This is a genomic window from Hydrogenophaga luteola (assembly GCF_042648585.1).
Lineage (GTDB): Bacteria > Pseudomonadota > Gammaproteobacteria > Burkholderiales > Burkholderiaceae_C > Hydrogenophaga > Hydrogenophaga luteola.
Window position 1 is genome coordinate 97225 of sequence record NZ_JBHRXX010000009.1, and the last position, 20220, is coordinate 117444.

Genomic DNA, 20220 nt, shown 5'->3' on the forward strand with positions numbered 1-20220 from the left:
TCTTCATGACCGACCTGCCCAGCTCCCTCGCAGCGCCCGCGCTGTTCGCGCTGCTGTGCTGGTGGTTCGGCACCGGGGCGATTCTCTGGCTGGTGCGGCGCCCGCCGGCGGCGTTCCGGCGCAGCCTCGTCCTGTTCAGCACGCTGCTGGCGCTCAGCCTCTGGACCACGCAGCAGAGCATGCAGGCGCAGACGGTGGCGAACGCCTACCTCGGTTTCGCCAGCGTGATCGTGATGTGGGCCTGGCACGAGCTGGCGTTCCTGACAGGCTGGCTGACCGGGCCGCGCCGCGTGCCACTGACACCGGGCGCGCACGGCTGGCGTCGGTTCGGTGAATCCACCCGGGTCGTGATCTGGCACGAACTCGCGCTGCTGCTGAACTTCGGCGTGCTGCTGGCGATGCAGCAGGGCCAGCCCAGCCATGTGGCGCTGTGCACCTTTGCCATCCTCTGGTGCATGCGTTTCTCGGCCAAGCTCAACCTGTTCTTTGGGGTGCCCGAGGTCGGGGAGCAGTACCTGCCGCGCCACCTGGCCTACCTGGGCAGCTACTTCCGCAAGGGGCGGCTCAGCGCTTTCTTCTACCTGAGCGTGGCGGCGTCGATGGCGGTGTGGGTCTGGATCGTCTGGGAGGTGGTCAGCGGCCGCGTGGTGGTGTCCACAGGCTGGGTGCTGCTGGCCAGCCTGCTCGGCCTGGCCATCGTCGAGCACCTGATCATGGCCTTCCCCACGCCGATGCAGAAGCTCTGGGGCTGGGCGATGTCGCGCAGCGCCGCGGCCGAAAGGGTGCACCCATGATCGCCACCGGCACCCTGCGCACCTCCGCCGAGTTCTGGCCGCCGCGCGAGGACGGCCCGGGCCCCGGCGGTCCGCCGCCGCCCGGCTCGCGCCCGGCCGCCAACGCCCCGCACGCCATCGTGATCGGCAGCGGCTTCGGTGGCCTGGCCTCGGCCGTGCGGCTGTCGGCGAAGGGCTGGCGCGTGACCGTGCTGGAGAAGCTCGACGCGCCTGGCGGCCGTGCCTACGTGCACCACCGCGACGGCCATGTGTTCGACGCCGGCCCGACCATCATCACCGTGCCCTTTCTGTTCGACGAGCTGTGGACGCTGGCCGGCAAAAAGCTGAGCGACGACGTGGAGCTGCGCTCGCTCGATCCGTTCTACCAGATCCGTTTTCACGACGGCGATGTCTTCAACTACAGCGGCGACCCCGACAAAATGCGCGCCGAGGTGCGCCGCATCAGCCCCTCGGACGCCGCCGGCTACGAGCGCTTCATGGCCGAGGCCGACCACTGCTACCGGCTGGGCTTCGAGGCGCTGGGCGCCCAGGCCTTCGACACCGTCGGCGACCTGCTGCGTGCCAGCCCGGCGATTTTCCGCATGCGCGGCTGGCGCAGCCTGCACGCCATGGTGGCCAGCCACCTCAAGCACCCCAAGCTGCGCACCGCGATGAGCCTGCAGAGCCTGCTGATCGGCGGCAACCCGTTTTCGGTGACCTGCATCTACAGCCTGATCAACGCGCTGGAACGCCAGTGGGGCGTGCATTGGGCGGTGGGCGGTACTGGCCGGCTGGTGCAGGGACTGGCGGGCCTGCTGCAGGGGCAGGGCGGTACCTTGCGCTGCAACGCCGAGGTCCAACGCATCGAGGTCGACCGGGGCCGTGCCACCGGCGTCACGCTGGCCAGCGGCGAGCGCCTCGCGGCCGACATCGTGGTCTCCAACGCCGACACCGCCTGGACCTACCGGCACCTGGTCGAGCCGCAGCACCGCCGCCACTGGACCGACCGCCGCATCGACCGGGGCCGCTATTCGATGAGCCTGTTCGTCTGGTACTTCGGCACCCGCAAGCAGTACCCCGGGGTGCCGCACCACATGATGCTGCTCGGGCCGCGCTACAAGGAGCTGCTCAAGGACATCTTCCGCCGCCACCGGCTGGCCGACGACTTCAGCCTCTACCTGCACCGGCCCACCGCCACCGACGCTTCGATGGCGCCGCCCGGGCACGACACCTTCTACGCGCTGGCCCCCGTCACCCACCTGGACAGCGGCACCGACTGGTCGGTCCAGGCCGAGCCGATGCGCCGCGCCATCGCCGAGGTGCTGGAGCGCACCGTGCTGCCGGGCTTCCAACAGCACCTGAGCACCTCCTTCGTCACCACGCCGCAGGACTTCCACGACCGCCTGCTCAGCCTCAAGGGCGCCGCCTTCGGGCTGGAGCCGCTGCTGATGCAGAGCGCCTGGTTCCGCCCGCACAACCGCAGCGAGGACGTGGACGGCCTGTACATGGTGGGCGCCAGCACCCACCCGGGCGCCGGCGTGCCCGGTGTGCTGATGTCGGCCAAGGCGCTCGACTCGGTGGTGCCCGATGCGGCCACCTTTCTTGCGAGGACCGCCCATGAACGATAGCGTCGCTGAGGCCCTGGCGCCGTTCCCGCACACCGCCCCCGCCGGGCTGGCGCCGGGCACTTCGGGCGGGCTCGACCTGGACGCCTGCATCGCCCTCATGCGCACCGGCTCGCGCACCTTCTTCGCCGCCAGCCGCCTGCTGCCGCAGCGGGTGCGCGCCTCGTCCATCGCGCTGTACGCCTTCTGCCGCGTCGCCGACGACATGGTCGACAGCGGCCAGCACAGCCTCGGGCAGGCCATGGCGCTGCTGTCGCAGCGGCTGGACGCGGTCTACGCCGGCCGGCCGCAGGAGCATGTGGAAGACCGGGCGCTGGCCATCGTGGTGCAGCGCCACGAGCTGCCGCGCGCGCTGCTCGATGCGCTGCTTGACGGCTTTGCCTGGGACGCCGAAGGCCGCCGCTACGAGACGCTGGAAGACGTGCACGACTACGGCGCGCGCGTGGCCGGCAGCGTCGGCGCCATGATGTGCTGGATCATGGGCGTGCGGTCGCCACAGGCCCTGGCCCGCGCCTGCGAGCTGGGCGTGGCGATGCAGCTGACCAACATCGCCCGCGACGTCGGCGAAGACGCCCGCAACGGCCGGCTCTACCTGCCGCGCCAGTGGCTGGCCGAGGCCGGCATCGACCCCGAGGCCTGGCTGCGCCACCCGGTCTGCACGCCCGCGCTGCAGGGTGTGATCGAGCGCCTGCTGCAGGAGGCCGATCGGCTGTATGGCCAGTCGACCGCGGGCGTGGCGATGCTGCCGCGCGACTGCCGCTCGGCAATCCTGGCGGCGCGCTACATCTACGCCGAGATCGGCCAGCAGCTGCGCCGAGACGGCCTGGACCCGGTGAACCAGCGCGCTGTGGTACCGACCTCGCGCAAGCTGGTGCTGCTGGCCTGCGCGGGCGTGCAGTCGGGCTGGATCGGTCGGCCCGGCGTGCCGGTGCCGCCGCTGGCCGCGATCGCCTACCTGGTGGAGCACTGCGGCGGGGCCGCGGACGGCGCCGGGGGGGCCAGCGCGCGCAGCCTGTCGCAACGGGTGGAGTGGATGCTGACCCTGTTCGAGCGCCTGGAAGCGCAGAAGATCGAACAGCGCGCCCGCACCCGGGTCTCGCACTGAAGCGACCGGCTCAGCCCTTGAGGGCGGTCACCTCGATTTCGATCTTCATGCGCGGATCGGCCAGTCCGGCCGAAATCATCATCGCAGCCGGTCGCACCTCACCGAAATACCGCCGCAGCACCGGCCAGCAGGCCTCGAACTCGCTGGCGTCCGGCAGCACATAGGTCACGCGCACCACGTCGGCCAGCGTCGCGCCAGCCTGCGCCAGCGCGGCCTCGATGTTTTTCAGGCACTGCTCGGCTTGCGCCACCACGTCATCGGCGATGGTCATGGTCGTGTAGTCGAAGCCGGTGGTGCCGGAGACGAAGACCCAGGGGTCGGCGACGACGGCGCGGCTGTAGCCGATCTGGGCCTCGAAGGTGGAGCCGGAGCTGATGAGTTGGCGTTTCATGGGGGCGGGCTGGAGAGGTGGGGGTCAGCGAAGGTCCTGGGCGCAGCGAAAGCCGATGTACACCGCGTAAAAGTCGGCCGCCTTCCAGGCGCTGACATCGGCGCGCATCTGCGAGGGACCATACCACCACGACCCGCCCATGGTGCGGCGCTCGGCGCCCTGCGCGTCGCTCACCCACTCCCACACGTTGGCGCCCATGTCGTGAAGTCCGTTCACACCCGCAGTGGTGGCGCCCGCGGGCGCGGCGCGGGGCCAGGCATCGCGTTCGCTGGTGTTGGCGCCGGCCGGCGAATCGCCGGTGGGGTAGGGGTAGACCTTGCCGCGCTGCCAGGGCGCGGGCGGCGACGCGCGCTGCTCGGTGTACGCAGCCGACAGCCACTCGGCCGCGGTGGGCAGGCGCGCGCCCGCCCAGCGGCAGTAGGCTGCCGCTTCGGCGTGGGTCAGGTGAACCGCCGGCAGCTGTGGCGAAGCCGGTGGGGTGCCGTCGGGTGTGCGCCAGGTCCAGCCCGGGCGGCGCTGCCAGCCACCGACGTATTCAAAGCCGCCACCGCTGCGTTCGGCCTCGGTCACCGTGCCGGTCGCCTGCACGAAACGGGCGAACTGCGCGATGGTGACCTCGGTGCGGTCAATGGCGAAGCCGGGCAGGGCGACGCGGTCGGTCACGGCCGGTTGCGCCCAGGCGGTCGCGACGGTGGCCAGACTGGCGTTCAGGGTAGTGAGCAGAGCGTACGGGGCGCGCATGACGCGCATCTTGCGGCAGGGTCCGTGTCCCCGCAGCGCCTCCGGTTTTCAACCCCGCCGCGGCATGCGCCAAGGCAGCATGGCCTGCACGACCGGTGACACCAGGCGCGGCACGTTCAGCGTTTCGTGGAAGCTGGTGACCTTTTCGCCCAGCAGGTGGCTCTGCAGCACGGCGCGCTGGTAGAACGGCGTGTCTTCCAGTTGCTGCAGCACGCTCACCGGGCTGTCGCTGCGCATGCGCCTCGGCAGGCGCCAGGCGGTGTGGGCGAGCTTGCGCTGTGGCGGCGCGTCGAAGGGTTTGACGCTGCCGTCGGGACCAAAGCGCAGCGCCAGCAGGCGGCCACCCGCCTGGCCCGGCTCGACGTCGTAGAGCACCGCGGTGCTGCCGTCGGCCAGCTGGCAGCGCGACCAGTCCCACTCGCGGAACCCGCGCGCCACCGGTTCCTCGCCCTCGTTGCTGTCCAGATAGGCATGCCCGTGCCAGCGCTGGGCCGGCTGTTGAAGTTCTACCTCGACCCGGGCGCTGGGCGCGATGGGGCCCCAGTGGTGGCGGCCGTCCGCGTCCAGCGGTGTGCTGAAGCCGAACAGGCGGTCGGGCGTGACGCGCACCGTGCCGCGGATGCGGCGCGGCAGCGGCACGCCGATCTCGTCGATGTGGATGGTCAGGTGCCGGCCGTCCCATTGCAGCTGGCTCGGGCCGATGGTGAAGCAGTCGGCCTCTCGCGCGCAGTGGCGCGCACCGCGCTCGGTCATGCTCCAGCGCTTGCCGCCGCGGCCGTAGAGCGCCACGTTGAGCGCGTTGTGGTCGTTGGGATCGGCCACGCCGCGGCGGCGCGCCAAGGCGTAGTAGGGCGAGAAGACGCTGCCGACGAAGGCGATGATGCTCAGGCCGTGTTGGCCGTCGTCGCTGAGGGCGTCGAGGTACCACCAGAGGTAGCCGCCGGGTGGGACTTCCTGGTCAAAGCGGGGCTGGCCATCAGGGCCTCGGCCGCGAAACCCCCGGACAGCGTGGCCATCGGCACCCCCGGCCCCGGGTGCACGCTGCCCCCCGCCAGGAACAGCCCCGGCACCGGTGTCGTGGCCACCGGGCGCGAGAAGGCCGAGCCCCAGCCGTGACTCGCCTGGCCGTACAGGGCCCCGCCCGTGGCCGGGAAGCGGCGGTGGAAGTTCGCCGGCGCGGTGCGCCGTGTGGCCGGGCCCTGTGGTGTGAGCGTCAGTCCGCAGCGGTGGAGCAGTTCGAAGGCTTGGGTCTCGCATCGGTCGAGGTCCTCGGTGGTGATGGTGTCGCCGTCGCCGGTGGCGGGCGCGTTGACCAGCGCGAACAGGCGTTCAGGTGCGGTGCCGGTGGCCGTGGACCCGGCGGTGCCGCGGTCCTGCGCACAGACGTAGACGGTGGGGGCGGCGGGCAGGCGCCCGCGCGCGAAGATGTCTGAAAACTCGGCCGCGTAGGGTGCGCGGTCGGCGCGCTGGAAGAACACGTTGTGGCGGTCCAGCGGGCAGTCGCCGGGGCTGGCGTGCAGGGCCCAGGTGAGGGCCGAGAGCGAGCGCTGCGGCGCCTGGCTTGGCACGGCGCGCCGCAGCGGTTCGCCCAGCAGGCCCTCGCGCAGGGCGGCGCTGTCGCCGTTGAAGACCACGCTGTCGGCGGGCAGCCGTTCGCCGTCGGCCAGGTGCACGCCGGCCACCCGGCCTTGCCGCAGCTCGATGCGCTCGCAGTCAGCGCCGTAACGGAACACGGCGCCGCGCGCGCGGGCCAGCCGCTCCAGGCAGCGGGCAAGCGCGTGCATGCCGCCGTCGACCGACCACACGCCGTCCATCTCGACCTGCGCGATCAGCATCAGCGTGGCCGGGGCCTGCCAGGGGGACGAGCCGGTGTAGGTGGCGTAGCGGGCGAACAGCTGGCGCAGGCGCGGGTCGGCGAACTGGCGGCCGAGGCTGCGCCACAGGCCATACAGTGGGCCAAGCGCGGACAAGGTGGCCAGACCGCGCAGGCCGATGTCCCAGGTGAGCTGCGCCGCGTTCGGCGTGGCGTGGCGGATGTAGGGCTCTTCCAGCGTGCGGTAGACCGCGCGGGCGCGCTCGCAGAAGGACTGGAAGCGGCGGGCCTCGGCCGGGCCGGCGAAGCGGGCGACGGCGTCCACCGACACGGCCGGGTCGGCGTGCAGGTCGAGCCGGCCGCCGTCGTCCCACCAGTGCCGCGCCAGCACGGCCAGCGGCGCGATCGACAGCTCGGCCTCCAGCGTGGTGCCGACCTCGCCCATGAGCTGGTCGAACACCCAGCGCATGGTGAACACGGTGGGGCCGCTGTCGATGGGCACGCCGCCCACCATCGGCTGGCACAGCTTGCCGCCGGGCGCGTCCGAGGCCTCGACCACGGTCACCGACAGGCCGCGGTGGGCCAGCCGCAGCGCGCTGGACAGGCCGCCCATGCCGGCGCCGACCACGACCACCTGGTGCGCGCTCATGGTGGTGGCCCCGGCAGGTGGTAGACGTTGCCGCCCTCGACGCGCACCTCGGGCGCGCGGTGCGGCGAAGGCCAGCGCCCCTGGTGCTCCAGCAGGCGCATGCGCACGAACAGCGATTCGGAAAAGTACTGGTGGCGGTACGCCTCCTCTATGGCCTGCTGGTGGGCGCCCTTGTGCGCGTAGTCGAGCATCGAGGGCGTGTCCTTCCAGAGGCTGAAGGTGCACTGGCGGATCAGCGGCGCCTCGCCCAGGCCCATGGCCAGGGTGCAGCCGCGGGCGTGCTGCATCGCGGCCTGGGCGGCGGGGGCGTTGCGCCAGAACTCCATCGCCCGCGCGGGGCGGATGCTGGCGCGCGTCAGCGCGGCCAGCGGCCGGTGGTCGGGGGGCGGGTCGTCGTCGTTGGCCGCGCGGGCCAGGGCGCCGAGCTGGGTGGCCTGGGTGGCGCCCCAGGCCTGGCCGTCCCACGAGCCGCGCGCCGACTCCACCTCCAGCAGACCGCACCAGAAGTCCGCTGCGCGCTCGCGGTAGGCGCCCACCGTCGGCCCGGCCAGGAAGGCACGCGCCTGGTCGGCGTGGTCGAACAGGGTGACTACGCCCTGGTGGCTGGCGCTGGGGCGCAGGCCGAAGCCGCCACCGGCGCCACTGCCCATGACCTTGCTGAACATCAGGCCCGGTGTGTCCCGCAGCGAGGCCGGCCCCTGCACCAGGCGCATCCAGGCCCAGGTCTGGTGCTGGCGCCGCACGTTCACGAGCACCACCGCCACCACGCCGGTGAGCGTGATGAGGCCGGGCAGGGCGGCGACCATGTCAGCCCGCCGGAGCGACCAGCTCCGCCGGCAGGCGAAAGTGCGCGCGCTCCTGCACGCCCGGCAGCTGCACCACCGGTCCGGCGTACCGCTGTCGCAGGGCGCTGACGACCTGCTGCACCAGCAGCTCGGGCGTGGAGGCGCCGGAGGTGATGCCCACGCGCAGGGGCTGCGGCGCTGGCGAGTCCAGCCATTCGCTGGCGATGTCGCTCGCGTCCTGCACCAGGTGGGCCGGCACGCCCGCGTGTTCGGCCACCTCGCGCAGGCGGTTGGAGTTGGAGCTGTTGCGCGCACCGACCACCAGCACCACGTCCACCTGCGCGGCCAGCGCGCGCACCGCCACCTGGCGGTTCTGGGTGGCGTAGCAGATGCCGTCCACCTCGGGGCCGACGATGCGCGGGTAGCGGGCGTGCAGCGCGGCGATGATGTCGCGCGTGTCGTCCAGGCTCAGGGTAGTCTGCGTCACGTAGGCCAGCGGGGTGTCGGCCGGCAGCCGCAGGGCCTGCACGTCCTCGACCCGGCTCACCAGGTGCACCGGCGCGTCGACCTGGCCCATGGTGCCGACCACCTCTTCGTGCCCCGCGTGGCCGATCATCAGCAGAGTGTGGCCCTGGCGCACGAAGCGCTGCGCCTGCTGGTGCACCTTGCTCACCAGCGGGCAGGTGGCGTCCACCGCGTGCAGGCCCAGGCGCCGGGCCTGGTCCACCACGCGGGTGGCCACGCCATGTGCGCTGAACACCAGCTGCGCGCCCTCGGGCACCTCGTCCAGCGCGTCGACGAACACCACCCCGCGCGCGCGCAGGTCGTTCACCACCCACTGGTTGTGGACGATCTCGTGGAAGACATAGACCGGGGCACCGTGTTGCTCCAGCACCCGCTCGACGATCTCGATCGCGCGCGTCACGCCGGCGCAGAAGCCGCGGGGCTGGGCCAGCAGGACCGGCATGGTGGCGACCTCATGGGCGGGTGTGGGTGGGGGCTTCAGCGCGCCGCGTTGATCTCGACTCGGCGTGCGTCGGCGCTGGCGCCGGCCACGGCCAGTTCGGGCTTCCTGAGCTCGATGCGGTCTTCGGCCACGCCCGCGGCCTTGAGCGCGTCGCGCACGCTGAAGGCCCGGCGCTTGGACAGCTCCATGTTGGCGTCCATGTTGCCGCGCTGGTCGGCAAAGCCCGAGATCGTCACTTTCACGCCCGGCTCGGCGGCCAGCAGCTTGGCGGCGTCGGCAATCACTTTTCTCGCCTCGTCGGTGAGGTTGTCCTTGCCCACAGCGAACAGCACTTTGGCCGGCAGCAGGGCGGCCAGGGCTTCGGACGGTGCGGCGGCTGCCGCGGCCGCAGCCTCACCAGCGGCTGGCACGCCGTCGGCCGGTGCCGCCGGTATGGCGGCCGTCTTCTCGACCGCCTCGCGCAGCGCCGCCAGGCCCGGGTAGTCCTTGACCATGGGCGCGCCGAACAGCGGCTTGTAGGCGCCCTGGTGGCAGGTGGCGCAGTTGAGCTTGGCCACGTCGCCCAGCTCGCCCTTGCGGTTGGCCGGGAAGGTCGGCGTCAGCGGCTCCATGTGCTGGTTGTTCAGGTCGCGCACCATGCGGATTCCGTGGAAGGCCGTCAGCCGCTGCGGCGGGCCGCCATCCCATTTGCTGAACGACTGCGTGTTGTGGCAGAAGGTGCAGTTCACCCCCAGCGAGGCCGACATGTGCGTCATCAGGCTGTAGGTGGTTTCCGTGCGCGCAATGCTGGCCACGTGGTCTGTCGGCAGCGCCTTGGTGGCTTGCACGCGGATCGGTTCGCTGCCCGAGAGGTAGGGCGTGAACGGGTCGTAGGGCAGCGAGGCGAGCTTGACGCTGGGCGCGGGCGTGTTCTGCGCCATCTTGTTGCCGATGAAGTCGGCCCCCTTGTCCTGCACCGGTGGCTTGAACCACACGAACTTGGGCACGGGCTGGCCGCGGTGGCAGGTGAAGCAGGTGACGCCGGTGGTGGAGACGTGGTTCTTCCAGTCGCTGTTGATGGTCTGCGTCATCTTCACCATGTTGCGCGCGACCAGCTTGGTGTAGAGGCTGTCGTCGGCGAAGTTGGCCGGGTTGTGGCAGTAGTTGCAGCCCTGTTCGGGCGGCGCCACCCACGCGGTCATCGAGACCATGAGGTTGGTGAAGTCGCCCACGCTCAGGTGGCCCAGCACCTTCACGTTCTGGTAGACCTCGCTGGCCTTGGGGCCGTCGGGCGCCGGGGCCGGCGCGGGCGGTGGTGGCTGGTTGGCCTCGATCACGCCTTCCATGGTGCGCGGGTTGTAGACCTGGACCATGCCGGTGCCGCGGTAGCCGTGCTGCACCGTGTCCATCGGCGGGCGCTCGCAGGCGCTCAGCAGCACCAGGGAACCCAGGGCCAGCAGCTTGAGCCAGCCGGCGCGTGCGGTGTGTCGTGTGAGCATCATTGGCCTCCTGGAGTGAGGGCCGGGTCCATCACGGCCGGGAACACGTCGGGGTACGGGGGCGCCACGCCATGTTTGATGGCCCAGAGGTACCAGTTGTCGACCACGGTGCCGGTCAGCAGGATGCCGATGCCGCCCACCAGCGGGCACAGCACGGCGAACCACCAGGCCCAGCGGTGGATGGATTCCATGGTGGCGTTGAAGCCCATGGTCCAGCGCCAGAACAGGGCCGCGCGCTCGCTGGCGGTGCCACGGTCAACGATCTGCTCGATCTCGCGCTCGCCACCGAAGCGGCTGACCGCCAGGATGGTGGCGCCGTGCATGGCAAACAGCAGGGTGGCGCCATACAGGAAGGCGATCGAGAGTGCGTGGAACGGGTTGTAGAACAGGTTGCCGTAGCGCAGCGAGAAGGCGGCCGTCCAGTCCAGGTGCGGGAAGATGCCGAAGGGCACCGCCTCGCTCCACGAACCCATCAGCACCGGGCGGATGAAGCCCAGCACCAGGAACAGCCAGATCGCGGCGGCAAAGGCCCAGGCCACGTGCGTGCCCATGCCGAGCTGGCGCGCGCGGGTGTAGGTGCGGGCCCACCACAGCAGCATGGAGATGGTGAGAAAACCGCCGGCCATCAGCCACCAGCCGCCGTCGTTGAGCGGCGGCAGCGACAGGCCGTACTGCGCGGGCGGCGGCTCCAGCGAGAGCCAGAACAGCTGGCGCACGAACTGGATCGGGTCCCAGTTCACCGAGGCCAGCATGTTGAAGCCCATGATGTTGATCGCCAGCACGCCGAAGATCAGCGAGGCGATGCCCATCGCACCCAGGTAGATGGGACCGATCTGGGCGTTGCCCAGGCGGCCCAGCAGGTGGAAGATGGCCGGTTCCTTGCCGGTGCGCGGGCTGTTGCCGCGCGGCAGCGGCACGCCGTGGTGCAGCGGGCCGGTGGCCTGCACGGTGGTGAAGAGGTTCTGGTATTGCGCCATGGTGGTTCTCCTCGGGTTGCTTCTTATTTCAGAGGCCACTGGGCCCAGATCGGCATGTTCAGCCACCAGCCCCACCACTCGGGCCAGCCGCGGCTCCAGAAGGGCCCGCTGATGACGATGCACAGGGCGCTGAACAGCACGGCGGCCAGCGCCAGGAACAGGCCCAGACGGTGGATGCCCAGGGTGCCGATGGAGTAGCCGATGGTGTCGCGAAAGAACGTGTCCTCGTGCTCCGGCGTCTTGACCACCTCGCCCTTTTTCGGGTTGGTCGCCGAGAGGATCAGCGAGCCGTGCAGCGAGAGCGCGAAGGTGGTGGCGAAGAAGAAGCTCACCGCGATCATGTGCGCAGGGTTGTAGTGGAAGTGCAGGTACTGATAGCCCACGTTGGACACCCAGTCCAGGTGGCTGAAGATGCCGTAGGGGAAGCCGTGGCCCCAGGCGCCCAGCAGCACGGGGCGGATCACCACCAGCGTCACATAGGCCAGGATGGCCACGCTGAAGGCGGCGGGCACGTGGTAGCCCATGCCCAGTTTTCGGCAGATCTCGACCTCGCGCAGCGCCCACGACCCGAAGGCGCCGATCGCGCACACGGTGATGAGCTGCCACAGGCCGCCTTCCATCAGCGGCGCGAAGCGCAGGCCGTAGGACAGGTCGGGCGGCGCAATGCTGATCTGCCAGAGGTTCCAGGTGGGGCCCTGGGAGGCGCCCCAGAGGATCATGGCGGTGCCCAGGAACGCGAAGAACAGGGTGGTGACGCCGAAGAAGCCGACGTAGAACGGACCCACCCAGAAGTCGAACAGGTCGCCGCCCACCAGTGTTCCGCCTCGAACCCGGTATTTCTTTTCAAAGTTGAGCATGGCCATGGTGCGGCCCTCCTGACTCAGGTGGTGTTAGGACGTCTGGGCAATCGAATGGGGGAGGGGCGTAGATGCTGCGCTGTGCCCCCGCGCAGTCGCAGCATCTGCACACCTCGTGCGGCGTTCAGGACGTCGCAGAAGGGGTGGCTGCGGGCATCGGGGCGAGTTGCGCCGCGGCCGCCGGGGCCTTTTTCGGGCCGTCGAGCCAGTTGAACTTGTTGGTGCTCAACAGGATGAGGTGGATCATGACTGCGATGGCAAACAGGAACACCGCTTGCGCAACCATGGTCCGGAGGGGGTCGAAAAGACGCCAGATTCTCCACATGATGTTTTCTCCTTAGATCAGTTGGGACATGACCGTGTAAACCGCGGCATGCACGCCCGAGAAGATGCTGGTCTTGTGTTCGGCGCCAGGCAGCCACTGCTGCCAGTGCAGGCCAACCAGCAGACCCAGCAGGGCCACCGACAGCAGCAACAGAAAGCACGGTGCAAAGATCAGGACAAACGACAGCTTGTCTTCCCGGTGAGTGGGCTTATGGGTCTCATAAGACACGACGTTCATGGCAGTTCTCCAATCATGAAAAGTCAGACCAGTCCGGACTCAGAGCCAGGGCCGCCAGAACCACACCAGGACGTGGGCCACCACGGCAATCGCCGTGAACCCAATGAAGCCCTGGATGTAGTACTGGTGGAACTCCTGAGCTTCCTCGTCGGTCAGGCCGGAAATCGATGTCCGCGTAGCCATACGAATGCTCCTTTTCAATAAGGCCGTGAGGCCTGCGTTGCGCCCGACCCGCGCAACCTGGGCAGCCGCAGCGAGGCGCCACGACATGGGGGTGGTCCGGCCCAGTGGCCGGAATCCGGAAGGGGTTGGCGGCGAGCGGTCGTCGTCATGCCGGCGCTCCCAGGCCGAGTTCGCGGCCTGCGGTGTTGACGTGGTCTTCGCTGACGGCGGCATCGCCGCCTTCGCGTGCGCGCTGCTCGGCGGTGTCGCGCAGCCGCTTGGCCACCGAGATCTGCACCAGCACCGGCTGGTTGGAGATCAGGGCGTGCAGGCGGGTCTGGGCGCGGTCGTCCCAGGGCGTGGCCAGGCCGGCCGCCGCGCCACGCGCCAGCGTCGGGTCGACCTTGTCCATGTCGGTGCCCAGCGGCAGGATGTGGAACAGCGCCTCGAACAGCGCGTTGCACACCTCCTGGATCAGGTAGGTTGCGCCGCTGTAGCCCATGAACGGCGTGCCGGTGTGGCGGCGGATGATGGCGCCGGGGAACGAGGCGGGAATGAAGGCCGCGCGCATCGGGCCGGTGCTCCCCGCCTCGGCCAGGTACATGCGCTCGTTGTAGCTGCCGAACAGGATCAGCGGCGTCTGCGTCTTCACCAGTTCGCGCACCGCCGCGTTGTCGGTCTTCTCGCCGGCCTTGCGCGAGACCGCGAAGCGGCAGGGCAGGCCCATCTCGGTTTCCAGGAAATGCTGCAGGCCGCGCGCGTAGGTGCCGTTGGCCACCACCGCAAAACTCGCGGTGGCGAAGAAGTCCTGCGTCACCGAGCGCCACAGGTCCCACACCGGCTTGAGGGTGGTGTGCTTCTCGCGCTCGATGAAGGGTTCCGGGTCCAGCCCCAGCAGCTCGCCGAGCGTGCGCAGGAACTTGGTGGTGCTGTGCAGGCCGATGGGGGCCTGCAGGTAGGGCCGGTCCAGCGCCTCGCAGAGCATGCGACCGAATTCGCGGTACATGCAGATGTTCACGTCGGCCTCGACCAGGCGCGAGACTTCGGACAGGTGGCTGCCCAGCGGGAACACCAGGTTGATCTCGGCGCCGATGCCCTGCACCAGGCGGCGGATCTCGGCCAGGTCGCTGGCGCTGTTGAACACGCCGTAGCTCGGACCGATGATGTTGACGCGCGGCTTCTCGCCCGCGGGCCGCTCGGCCGGCGGTTTGCGCGCCGGCACCTTCTTCATGCCGTACTCGCTCCAGAGCCAGAACATCGCGCGGTCGGCGCACTGCCACTGGTCTTCGTCGATGGTGCGCGGCAGGAAACGCAGCAGGTTGGTGCCCTCGGGCGTCACGCCGCCGCCGATCATTTCGGCGATCGATCCGGTGACGACGACCGCGGGCAGTTCGGGATCGAGCACCGCGTGGGCGCGCTTCATGGAGCCCTCGGTGCCTTCGCGGCCCAGCTGTTCTTCGGCGAGGCCGGTGACGACGATGGGCAGTTCGTGCGGCGGCAGCGCGTCGGTGTAGTGCAGCACCGAGGTGACCGGCAGGTTCTCGCAGCCCACCGGGCCGTCGATCACCACCTGCAGGCCCTTGATGGCGGTGAACACATAGACGGCACCCCAGTAGCCGCCGGCTCGGTCGTGGTCAAGCACCAACATCTTGTGCCTCCCGCTTCTTCGCCGCCTTCTCGTTGAGACGGCGCATTTCCTTGCGGAAGTTCGGGAACGGCTTGGGCACGTCTTCCCACACGCCGGCCTCGTCGCCCTGACCGACGCCGCCAAAGAACTCCTTCATCGCGTCGAAACGGTGCTGGTTGCCCATGGCGGCGTTGACCACCTGGATCAGCGAGCCCGCACCGGCCACGCCCATCAGCGGGCGGGCTGAAATCAGGTTGGTGTAGTACAGCGCCGGCACGCAGGCTTCCTTGGCGGCCTGCACCACCGGCGTGGTGCCGATGGCCAGCTGCGGCTGGTACTCGTGCAGCGCGTCGAGGTCGTTCTCCAGCGATGCGCGGAACTGCACCTGCACGCCCTTGCTGCGCAGCCACTCGGCGTCGTGTGCGTTCCATGGCGTGGCCGGGCAGGCCGAGCCGACGTAGCGCAGGTCAGCACCGCATTCGACCAGCAGGCGGCCCACCAGCAGCTCGGAACCTTCGTAGCCGCTGAGCGTGATGCGGCCGTTGATCTTCTGCTGCGACAGCACGCCGCTGATCGCGCCCAGCGTGGCGTTGCGCGCGGTGTCGATCAGGGCCTGCGGCACGCCGGTGGCCGCGCCGATGGCGCCCAGCCAATCGTGGGTGCCGTCCACGCCGACCGGGGCCGAGCCCACGATGGGCCGGCCGGCGGCCTCGAACTCGCGGATGCTGGCGGTGTAGAAGGGGTGGATGGCGGCGACCGCAGCGCCATCCAGCGCGGCGTACAGCTCGCGCCATTCGCGGGTGGGTGCCGTGGTGCCCACAGCCAGGCCCATGGGCGCGATCATCTGCGCGATCAGCATCGGATCGGCCGGGAACATCTCGCCCAGCAGGGTGATGGTCGGCTTGTCGCTGCGTGCTTGGCGCGGCGCAGGCACCGGGCCCGCCAGCACTTCCTGGCGTGCGTACCTGAGCATGGCGCCGGTCAGCACGTCCTTGGCCTCGGCGTGCGTCGGCACCCCGAAGCCGGGCACGTCGATGCCGATGATGCGCACGCCGTTGATCGAGGGTGGCAGCAGCTGCAGCGGCACGCCGCTGGCGGTGGGTACGCAGAGGTTGATGATGACGATGGCGTCCAGCTGCGACGGATCGGCCTGGGCGTGCACCGCCTCGCGGATGTCCTCGAACAGCTTGCCGGTGACCAACGTCTCGCTGTTGAACGGCACGTAGCCCACGCTGCGGCGCGCGCCGTAGAAGTGGCTGGTGAAGGTCAGGCCGTACACGCAGCAGGCCGAGCCGCTGAGGATGGTGGCGGTGCGGCGCATGCGTAGGCCCACGCGCAGCGAGCCGAAGGCCGGGCACATGCTCTGGGGCTGGTCGTGCGGGCCGACGTGGTCGCCCTTGGGGTAGTCCTGCGCGTACTGCGCCAGCACCTCGCTCTTGCCGGCGGCCTTGGCGGCGGCCAGCAGCGTCTCGCCACCCGCATGGCAGCCCATGCCGTCGCCTTCGATGGCGGTGGCGCCAGCCGGTGCGGGGATGATCGGGATGACGGCGTTCATGGCGTCGGGCTGTTGGGGTTCAGACTTCGTCGTAAACCACTTCGAGCGAGGGCTTGACCGTCTCGCTCTTGCCGCACATGTCGAACTCCGTGGCCGGCACCAGCACCACATCGCGGCCGACCGAGGAGGCGGAGAAAAGACCCAGCAGGCCGTCTTGCGTCAGAGGAGTCGGGCGCATGGGGGATGAGGCGTCCACGTTGGCGGCCAGCTGGGCAAAAAGCGGGCCCCAGATCGAGTCGGGGCGACCGATGATTTCGTAGCTCGCGCTCTTGCGGCGGATGTCGTCGTCGGCCGGGATGACCGATAGCACCGGGATGCCGACCGCGGACGCGAAAGCCTGGGCCTCGCCGGTGCCGTCGTCGCGGTTGATCACCATGCCGGCCACACCGACGTTGCCGCCGAGCTTGCGGAAGTACTCCACCGCCGAACACACGTTGTTGGCGACGTAGAGGCTCTGCAGGTCGTTGCTGCCGACGACAATGACCTTCTGGCACATGTCGCGCGCAATGGGCAGGCCGAAGCCGCCGCAGACCACGTCGCCCAGGAAGTCGAGCAGCACGTAGTCGAAGCCCCACTCGTGGAAGCCGAGCTTCTCCAGCAGCTCGAAGCCGTGGATGATCCCGCGCCCGCCGCAGCCGCGGCCGACTTCGGGGCCACCGAGTTCCATGGCGTAGACGCCGTCGCGCTTGAAGCAGACGTCGCCGATCTTCACCGGTTCGCCCGCCAGCTTCTTCTTCGCGCTGGTCTCGATGATGGTCGGGCAGGCCCGGCCGCCGAACAGCAGGCTGGTGGTGTCGCTCTTGGGGTCGCAGCCGATCAGCAGCACCTTCTTGCCCTGCTGGGCCATCATGTAGCTGAGGTTGGCCAGCGTGAAGCTCTTGCCGATGCCGCCCTTGCCGTAGATCGCGATGATCTGGGTGTCCTTTTTGACCTCGCCGGTGTGGACCGGATCGGGTTCGATGGCGGCCTCCTGGCGCAACTGGGCCTGAAAGTGGACCGGGTGACTCTTGATTTCAGGGGCGTTCATCAGTGTCTCCAGTCCAGGACCATCTTCAGACAGTGGGGATCGCCAAAGGCGACCTCGTAGGCATCCCGCGCCTGTGAGGGCGTCTGGGTGTGGGTGATCAGGCCGGCCAGCGACAGCCGTCCGGTGTTGACGAGTTCCGTCACGGCCAGCAGATCGGCGCGCTTCCATTCGGCGGCGACGCGGATGCTGGCCTCGCGCATGAAGGCGGGTGCATAGGCAAACGAGATGTCCTGGTGGTAGAAGCCCGCCAGCACCACCTCGCCGCCCTTGTCCAGGCGGGGAATGACCTTGTGCAGGATCTGCGCGTCGCCGCTGACGTCATAGATCGCGCGGTAGTTCTTGCGCTCGTCGTCGTCGGGGTGCCGCACCTCGTAGCCTTCGGCGCCGCTCTGGCGCAGCGCCTGCGTTTCCCAGACCACCGGGGCCGGTGCGCCGGAGGCGACGGTCAGGCGCGCCAGCAGGCGGCCCATGACGCCGTGGCCCACGATCAGGTCGGGCGGCGTGTCCGGGTCGCGCGTGCCGCCGTAGGTGACGGTGTGGTACGCGGTGGCGGCCAGGGCCAGCAGCACCGCCTCGGCGCCCGTGCTGTCCACGCGCACCACGCGGCTGGCCGGCACCACCAGGCGCTCGCCGGCGCCGCCGAACAGGTTGTGCACGCCCTCGAAGCTGTAGGAGCCGGGCACGAACACGCGGTCACCGACCGCCAGCGGCACGTCGCCCAGGGTGCGCAGCACGCGGCCCACGGTTTCGTAGCCGGGCACCAGCGGGTAGCCCATGCCGGGGAAGGGCGGCATGCTGCCGTCCCAGAGCAGGCGCTCGGTGCCGGTGCTGATGCCGCTGTGCTCCACCTGCACCTCGATGTCGCCGGGCGCCATGGCGCGCAGGTCCAGCGACTGCACCGAGAGCTGGCAGGGGCTCTGGAAGACGATGGCGGCGGATTTCATGTGGCGCCTCCGGCGAGGGTGGCCGCCCGGCTCGCCTGGACCCGCGACTTGCGGCCGACCAGGATCTGGGCGTGCAGCGGCACCGGGCTGGGCGCCAGCTCAATGTGGGTGAAGCCCGCCTGCGCCATCAGGTCGGCCAGGGCCTGCGGCGTGCGCAGGCGGCCGCTGCCCATGGCCATCAGGTAGAAGTGGAAATAGGGGTCGATCGGGCTCTCGCCCTCGGCCTGCGCCATGGGCTCGGCCAGCACCAGCGCGCCGGCCAGCGGCAGGTTGTCGTGGATCGCGCGCAGCAGCCGCAGCACGGTGGCGTCGTCGTGGTCGTGCGCCACGCGCACCAGGGTCACCAGGTCGGCGCCGCCCGGCAGCGGGTCGGTGATGAAGCTGCCGCCGCGGGTGGTGACGCGTTCGCTCAGGCCCAGCCGCCCGATCTGCTCGCGCGCCAGTTCGGCCACCGGCGGCAGGTCGAACAGGGTGCAGTGCAGGTGGGGATGGCGCTGCGCCAGGGCGCTGACCCAGCCGCCCATGCCGCCGCCGACGTCCAGCACGCGCTGATGGTCGTCAAAGGGGTAGGCCGCGAGCAGCTCGTCGATCACGAAGCGCTGCGAGGTGGACATCAGCGCGGAATAGCGGCTGAAGGTCTCGGCGGGGGCGCCGTCGTGCGGCTGGTGCGGCGTGTAGGGCCAGTAGGTGTGCATCTGCGCCTGGTTCGGATCGCGCAGCAGGGCCAGCGGGTCGCGCAGGTCGTCGTACAGCGTGGCGTTGTGCTCGACCATCTCGCGGATGCCGGCGTGGGCCGCGACCGGCGCGCCCAGGGCGCCGAGCCCATAGCGGCCGCAGCTGCGGCGGTTCATCAGGCCCATCGCCACCGCGGAGTCGAGCAGGCGCTGCAGGCTGGCCGCCTGCAGGCCGGTGAGGGCAGCCAGTTCGTCCAGCGTGCGCGGCGACTCGGCCAGGGTCTCCAGCAGGTGCAGCCGCACGCAGGCCAACAGCACCTGGGTGTGCACGAAGCCGGCCATGCAGGCGAACAGCCGGGCCGAGCGGCGGCGCACCAGCCAGCGCGTCATCACCGAGCCCATGGCCCAGCGGTGCAGGGCCGGGCTGGTGCTCCAGCGGTCGATGCGCGCGGCCAGGCGCTCGCGCCAGCCAGCCGGGGCGACCGCCAGCGGCATCGACGAGGGGCTGTGCACGGTGTCCATGGCGTTCAGGCGACGGCGCTGCGCAGCGGGATGAAGCCGGCGCGCGGCGCCGACGGGGTCGCGCTGGCGATGCGCTCGCAGGTGTCGGGGGGAATCAGCCGCGCGGACTCCTGCAGCACCAGGGCGCGCATGGCCCCGCGGTGTGCGCAGTAGGGCACGGCGTCCACCGCGTCTTGCATCAGTTGCTGGAAGTAGCTCAGGGCGCCCGCCAGGCCGAGGTCGTCGGCCGCGCTGGGGCGGTGGTGCTGCGCGTCCTGGCCACTGGGCTTGCCCAGCTCGTCGCTGCCGAGCATCACGTCGCGGATGTCGTCGGCCACCTGGTAGGCCTCGCCCAGGCATTCGCCCAGGCTGCGCCAGCCCTGCGGGTCGGCGCCGGCGGCCTGCGCACCGGCGCAGGTGGAGGCCACGAACAGGGCGCCCGTCTTGGCGCGCTGGTAGCGGCTGAGCGATGCGCGGGGTTCGCACTCCCAGGCCTGCCCGGCGACGATGCCGTCCGGCGCGCCGGCGGCCGAGCACAGGGTGGCGAGCAGGCCGGTCAGGCGGCCGGGGTGGCGGGCACCGGCCCGGGCCATGGCCTGGAAGGCCATGACGATCAGCCCGTCGCCCGAGAGCAGGGCCAGCGGCTCGCCGTGCAGCTTGTGCACCGAGGGCAGGCCGCGGCGCAGGTCGGCGTCGTCGAAGCAGGGCATGTCGTCGTGCACCAGCGATGCGCAGTGCAGCAGCTCGATGGCGACGGCGGCGGCGTCGGTCAGTTCGGGGGCGTCGTCACCGCAGGCCTGGGCCACGGCCAGGCAGAGCTGGGGACGGATGCGGGCGCCACCGGGGAAGACGGCGTGGCGCATGGCGGCCATGAGCCGGGGCGGAGCGCTGGGGCTGAGCGCGCAGGTGAGCTCCTGTTCGAGCGCCTGCTGTATGCGTGCCAACATGTCCATGGGCCCCCTCGTCGGGTGGAGCGTTTGTCATCAACATGTGACAAACGCTGATGT

Annotated in this window: 21 protein-coding genes; 3 read left to right on the forward strand and 18 right to left on the reverse strand. The window is 70.4% G+C overall.

What is annotated here, in order from left to right:
- The first annotated feature begins 5 nt into the window (after window positions 1–5).
- From puhE to ACFOPI_RS19275, 3 genes are read left to right on the forward strand one after another with little or no spacing between them, the layout of a single operon-like run.
- Entirely contained in the window at window positions 6–794 is a 789-nt protein-coding gene (gene puhE, locus ACFOPI_RS19265) for a putative photosynthetic complex assembly protein PuhE (protein ID WP_382177503.1), read from the forward strand.
- A complete protein-coding gene (locus ACFOPI_RS19270; protein ID WP_382177505.1) occupies window positions 791–2401 on the forward strand; it encodes a phytoene desaturase in 1611 nt (536 codons plus the stop codon). Before puhE ends, ACFOPI_RS19270 begins: the two co-directional genes overlap by 4 nt.
- Window positions 2391–3503 (forward strand): phytoene/squalene synthase family protein, encoded by a 1113-nt coding sequence (locus tag ACFOPI_RS19275; protein WP_382177508.1) that lies wholly within the window; start codon window positions 2391–2393, stop codon window positions 3501–3503. Before ACFOPI_RS19270 ends, ACFOPI_RS19275 begins: the two co-directional genes overlap by 11 nt.
- A 10-nt stretch (window positions 3504–3513) precedes the next feature.
- Here the strand turns inward: ACFOPI_RS19275 and ACFOPI_RS19280 are convergent, their stop codons facing one another.
- From ACFOPI_RS19280 to ACFOPI_RS19365, 18 genes are all read right to left on the reverse strand, one after another.
- Entirely contained in the window at window positions 3514–3894 is a 381-nt protein-coding gene (locus ACFOPI_RS19280; protein ID WP_382177511.1) for a RidA family protein, read from the reverse strand.
- 24 nt (window positions 3895–3918) lie between these two features.
- The gene (locus tag ACFOPI_RS19285) at window positions 3919–4635 is read right to left on the reverse strand and encodes a formylglycine-generating enzyme family protein (RefSeq protein WP_382177514.1); all 717 of its coding nucleotides are present in this window, start codon (window positions 4633–4635) and stop codon (window positions 3919–3921) included.
- Between the two features lie 48 nt (window positions 4636–4683).
- On the reverse strand, window positions 4684–5475 hold the full coding sequence (locus ACFOPI_RS19290) for a carotenoid 1,2-hydratase (RefSeq protein WP_382177517.1): 792 nt from the start codon (window positions 5473–5475) through the stop codon (window positions 4684–4686).
- Between the two features lie 44 nt (window positions 5476–5519).
- Window positions 5520–7097 (reverse strand): 1-hydroxycarotenoid 3,4-desaturase CrtD, encoded by a 1578-nt coding sequence (gene crtD, locus ACFOPI_RS19295; protein WP_382177519.1) that lies wholly within the window; start codon window positions 7095–7097, stop codon window positions 5520–5522.
- Complete coding sequence (locus tag ACFOPI_RS19300; protein WP_382177521.1) at window positions 7094–7903, reverse strand: hypothetical protein; 810 nt, start codon at window positions 7901–7903, stop codon at window positions 7094–7096. Before ACFOPI_RS19300 ends, crtD begins: the two co-directional genes overlap by 4 nt.
- 1 nt (window position 7904) lies before the next feature.
- Window positions 7905–8849 (reverse strand): 4-hydroxy-3-methylbut-2-enyl diphosphate reductase, encoded by a 945-nt coding sequence (ispH, locus tag ACFOPI_RS19305; protein WP_382177523.1) that lies wholly within the window; start codon window positions 8847–8849, stop codon window positions 7905–7907.
- Window positions 8850–8884: 35 nt separating this feature from the next.
- Complete coding sequence (gene pufC / locus ACFOPI_RS19310) at window positions 8885–10327, reverse strand: photosynthetic reaction center cytochrome PufC (protein WP_382177526.1); 1443 nt, start codon at window positions 10325–10327, stop codon at window positions 8885–8887.
- Complete coding sequence (gene pufM, locus ACFOPI_RS19315; RefSeq protein ID WP_382177529.1) at window positions 10327–11304, reverse strand: photosynthetic reaction center subunit M; 978 nt, start codon at window positions 11302–11304, stop codon at window positions 10327–10329. Before pufM ends, pufC begins: the two co-directional genes overlap by 1 nt.
- 23 nt (window positions 11305–11327) lie before the next feature.
- Window positions 11328–12167 (reverse strand): photosynthetic reaction center subunit L, encoded by an 840-nt coding sequence (pufL, locus tag ACFOPI_RS19320; protein ID WP_066258978.1) that lies wholly within the window; start codon window positions 12165–12167, stop codon window positions 11328–11330.
- A 118-nt stretch (window positions 12168–12285) separates the two neighbouring features.
- A complete protein-coding gene (gene pufA / locus ACFOPI_RS19325) occupies window positions 12286–12486 on the reverse strand; it encodes a light-harvesting antenna LH1, alpha subunit (protein WP_066258983.1) in 201 nt (66 codons plus the stop codon).
- A gap of 12 nt (window positions 12487–12498) precedes the next feature.
- Entirely contained in the window at window positions 12499–12723 is a 225-nt protein-coding gene (locus ACFOPI_RS19330; protein WP_066258987.1) for a hypothetical protein, read from the reverse strand.
- A gap of 39 nt (window positions 12724–12762) precedes the next feature.
- Window positions 12763–12906, reverse strand: coding sequence for a light-harvesting antenna LH1, beta subunit (pufB, locus tag ACFOPI_RS19335; RefSeq protein WP_066258988.1), 144 nt, complete (start codon window positions 12904–12906; stop codon window positions 12763–12765).
- Window positions 12907–13051: 145 nt separating this feature from the next.
- Window positions 13052–14533 carry a chlorophyllide a reductase subunit Z gene (gene bchZ / locus ACFOPI_RS19340; protein WP_382177533.1) on the reverse strand — a complete coding sequence of 494 codons (1482 nt, stop codon included), beginning with the start codon at window positions 14531–14533 and terminating at the stop codon, window positions 13052–13054.
- Entirely contained in the window at window positions 14520–16067 is a 1548-nt protein-coding gene (bchY, locus tag ACFOPI_RS19345) for a chlorophyllide a reductase subunit Y (protein WP_382177535.1), read from the reverse strand. The genes bchZ and bchY overlap by 14 nt, the downstream gene beginning before the upstream one ends.
- 19 nt (window positions 16068–16086) lie before the next feature.
- Window positions 16087–17094 carry a chlorophyllide a reductase iron protein subunit X gene (locus ACFOPI_RS19350; RefSeq protein WP_382177538.1) on the reverse strand — a complete coding sequence of 336 codons (1008 nt, stop codon included), beginning with the start codon at window positions 17092–17094 and terminating at the stop codon, window positions 16087–16089.
- On the reverse strand, window positions 17094–18038 hold the full coding sequence (gene bchC, locus ACFOPI_RS19355; protein WP_382177540.1) for a chlorophyll synthesis pathway protein BchC: 945 nt from the start codon (window positions 18036–18038) through the stop codon (window positions 17094–17096). Before bchC ends, ACFOPI_RS19350 begins: the two co-directional genes overlap by 1 nt.
- Window positions 18035–19234: a methyltransferase gene (locus ACFOPI_RS19360; protein ID WP_382177542.1), complete on the reverse strand. Its 1200-nt coding sequence runs from the start codon at window positions 19232–19234 to the stop codon at window positions 18035–18037. Before ACFOPI_RS19360 ends, bchC begins: the two co-directional genes overlap by 4 nt.
- 5 nt (window positions 19235–19239) lie before the next feature.
- A complete protein-coding gene (locus ACFOPI_RS19365) occupies window positions 19240–20166 on the reverse strand; it encodes a polyprenyl synthetase family protein (RefSeq protein WP_382177545.1) in 927 nt (308 codons plus the stop codon).
- Between the last annotated feature and the right edge of the window lie 54 nt (window positions 20167–20220).